Origin of the sequence: Trebonia sp., from assembly GCF_049794275.1 — a bacterium.
Taxonomy (GTDB): domain Bacteria; phylum Actinomycetota; class Actinomycetes; order Streptosporangiales; family Streptosporangiaceae; genus Trebonia.
Genome location: NZ_JBARCR010000464.1, coordinates 1 through 2,120 on the forward strand (window position 1 = coordinate 1; position 2,120 = coordinate 2,120).

Annotated in this window: 2 protein-coding genes and 1 pseudogene; 1 reads left to right on the plus strand and 2 read right to left on the minus strand. The window is 72.2% G+C overall.

Annotated features, from left to right (window positions below; all coding sequences use genetic code 11):
- A pseudogene (locus WA805_RS12805) lies at nt 1–880 on the plus strand (hypothetical protein); the annotation flags it as partial.
- Here the strand turns inward: WA805_RS12805 and galE are convergent.
- The gene (gene galE, locus WA805_RS12810) at nt 881–1,840 is read right to left on the minus strand and encodes a UDP-glucose 4-epimerase GalE (RefSeq protein ID WP_425242438.1); all 960 of its coding nucleotides are present in this window, start codon (nt 1,838–1,840) and stop codon (nt 881–883) included.
- Between the two features lie 38 nt (nt 1,841–1,878).
- Nucleotides 1,879–2,120 (minus strand): TetR-like C-terminal domain-containing protein (locus WA805_RS12815; protein ID WP_425242439.1); only part of this gene is annotated, 242 nt, incomplete at its 5' end.

Here is a 2,120-nt window from a genome sequence, read left to right on the forward strand (position 1 = left end):
GGCCGTGCCGAACTCCCCCGGCGCGCCGGATCCAGGCCCCGGCGCCCGGCCCGCCGGATACCCGGCGGTGGTCCGGCGGATCGCCACCGCGCCGCGGCTCGGCGACATGACCGACGAGTACGCGTTCCTGGCCCGCTACGCGCGGGCCAGGACCAAGTACACGATGCCGGCGCCGAGCTACCACCGGCGGTACTGGTCCGCCGAGTACGCCGCGGGTGTCTACGACTCGGTCGAGGAGTACCTGACGGAGGTCCGCGACTTCCAGCGGTCGGTCGTCGACAAGCTGATCTCGCTCGGCTGCGACTACATCCAGCTCGACGCGCCGAACTACGGCTCGCTCTGCGACCCCGACACCCGCGCCGCGATGCGCGCCGCGGGCAGGGACGCGGACGCCGAGCTGGCGTTCGACGCCGAGCTGGACAGCTCGCTGTTCGACGGGGTGTCCGGAGTGACCAGCGCGCTGCACGTCTGCCGCGGCAACGGGCCAGGCGGCGCCTGGCACTCGGCGGGCGGCTACGGCGCGATCTCGGCCGCGCTGTTCCCCAAGCTGGCCTTCAGCCGCCTGCTGCTGGAGTACGACTCCGACCGGGCGGGCGGCTTCGAGCCGCTGGCGGACGTGCGCGACGGCACGGTGGTCGTGCTCGGCCTGCTCACCACGAAGTCGGACCAGCTGGAGTCGGAGGACGACGTGATCGCGCGGATCACCGAGGCGACCGGCTACAAGCCGCTAGACGAGCTCGCGCTCAGCACGCAGTGCGGGTTCGCGTCGGTGCCGGTCGCCAACCCGGTCACGCCCGCCGTGCAGCGGGCCAAGCTGGAAATGGTGGCCAGGCTCGCGCGCCGCATCTGGCCCGTCCGGCCCGCCGCAGGCGAGGAGTAGTTACCAGCTCGACTGGTGGAAGGCCCAGGCGTCGGCGATGATCTCGCGCAGGTCCGGCCTGGCGGGGCGCCAGCCCAGCTCGCGGCGGGCCTTCTCGCTAGACGCGACCGTCACGGCCGCGTCACCGGGGCGGCGCGGCGCGACCTTGACCGGGACCGGGCGGCCGGTCACCTCGCGGACCGCCTCGACGACCTGATTGTTGCTGTAGCCGTCGCCGTTGCCGAGGTTGTAGATCTCGTACCTGCCCGGCTGGATCGCGTCCAGGGCGAGCAGGTGCGCGGCCGACAGGTCGGCGACGTGGATGTAGTCCCTGACGCAGGTGCCGTCGGGAGTCGGGTAGTCGTCGCCGTACAGCATGAGCTCCTCGCGCTGGCCGCCGGCCACCTGGAGCACGATGGGGATGAGGTGGCTTTCCGGGTTATGCCGCTCGCCGAGCGGGCCCACCGCGCCGGCGGCGTTGAAGTACCGCAGGCTCGCCGCGCCCAGGCCGAACGCACCGGACTCCCCCGCCAGCATCAGGTCGACCGCCAGCTTGGTGGCCGCGTACGGGTTGCGCGGGCGCACCGGCGCGTCCTCGGTGAGCTTCCCCGTGTCCGCCGCGTCGTACATCGAGCCGGTCGAGGAGAAGATCATCCGCGGCGTGCCCGCCGCGCGGATCGCGTCGAGCACCGCCATGGAGCCGGCCACGTTGATGTTCCAGTACAGGTCGGGGCGGGCCACCGACTCCGCGACCTCGATCCGCCCCGCGAAGTGCAGCACCGCGTCGAAGCCCGCGCTGGGTGTCAGCACCCGTCCGATCTCGTGCACAGGCAGCTGGTGGAACTCAACGCCCGCCGGGATGGTGAATGCGAACCCCGCGGACAGGTCGTCGAGCACGACCACCTCGTGGCCCGCGTCGGCCAGGTCGTGCGTCACGACGCTGCCGATATAACCCGCGCCGCCGGTTACTAGTACCTTCACCCGAGTTAGCGTATCGGCGCGCGGGGGTAACCGCTGACTCATTCCAGGCCCACGAACGCGGCCAGCTGCGCGACCGCGTAATCGAACAGGGTGCCCGCGGGCTCGAACGATCCCACGAACTGGCCGAACAGCTCGAAGCTGATCATCCCGAACAGCTGCGTCCAGGCGATCACGGCGCGGACCACGACCTCCGACGGCACCGCGGGGAGGCCGGGGGCGGTCACCAGGGCGGCGGCGATCACCGCGGCCTGGTCCGCCAGCGCGCCGCCCAGCCGCGGCC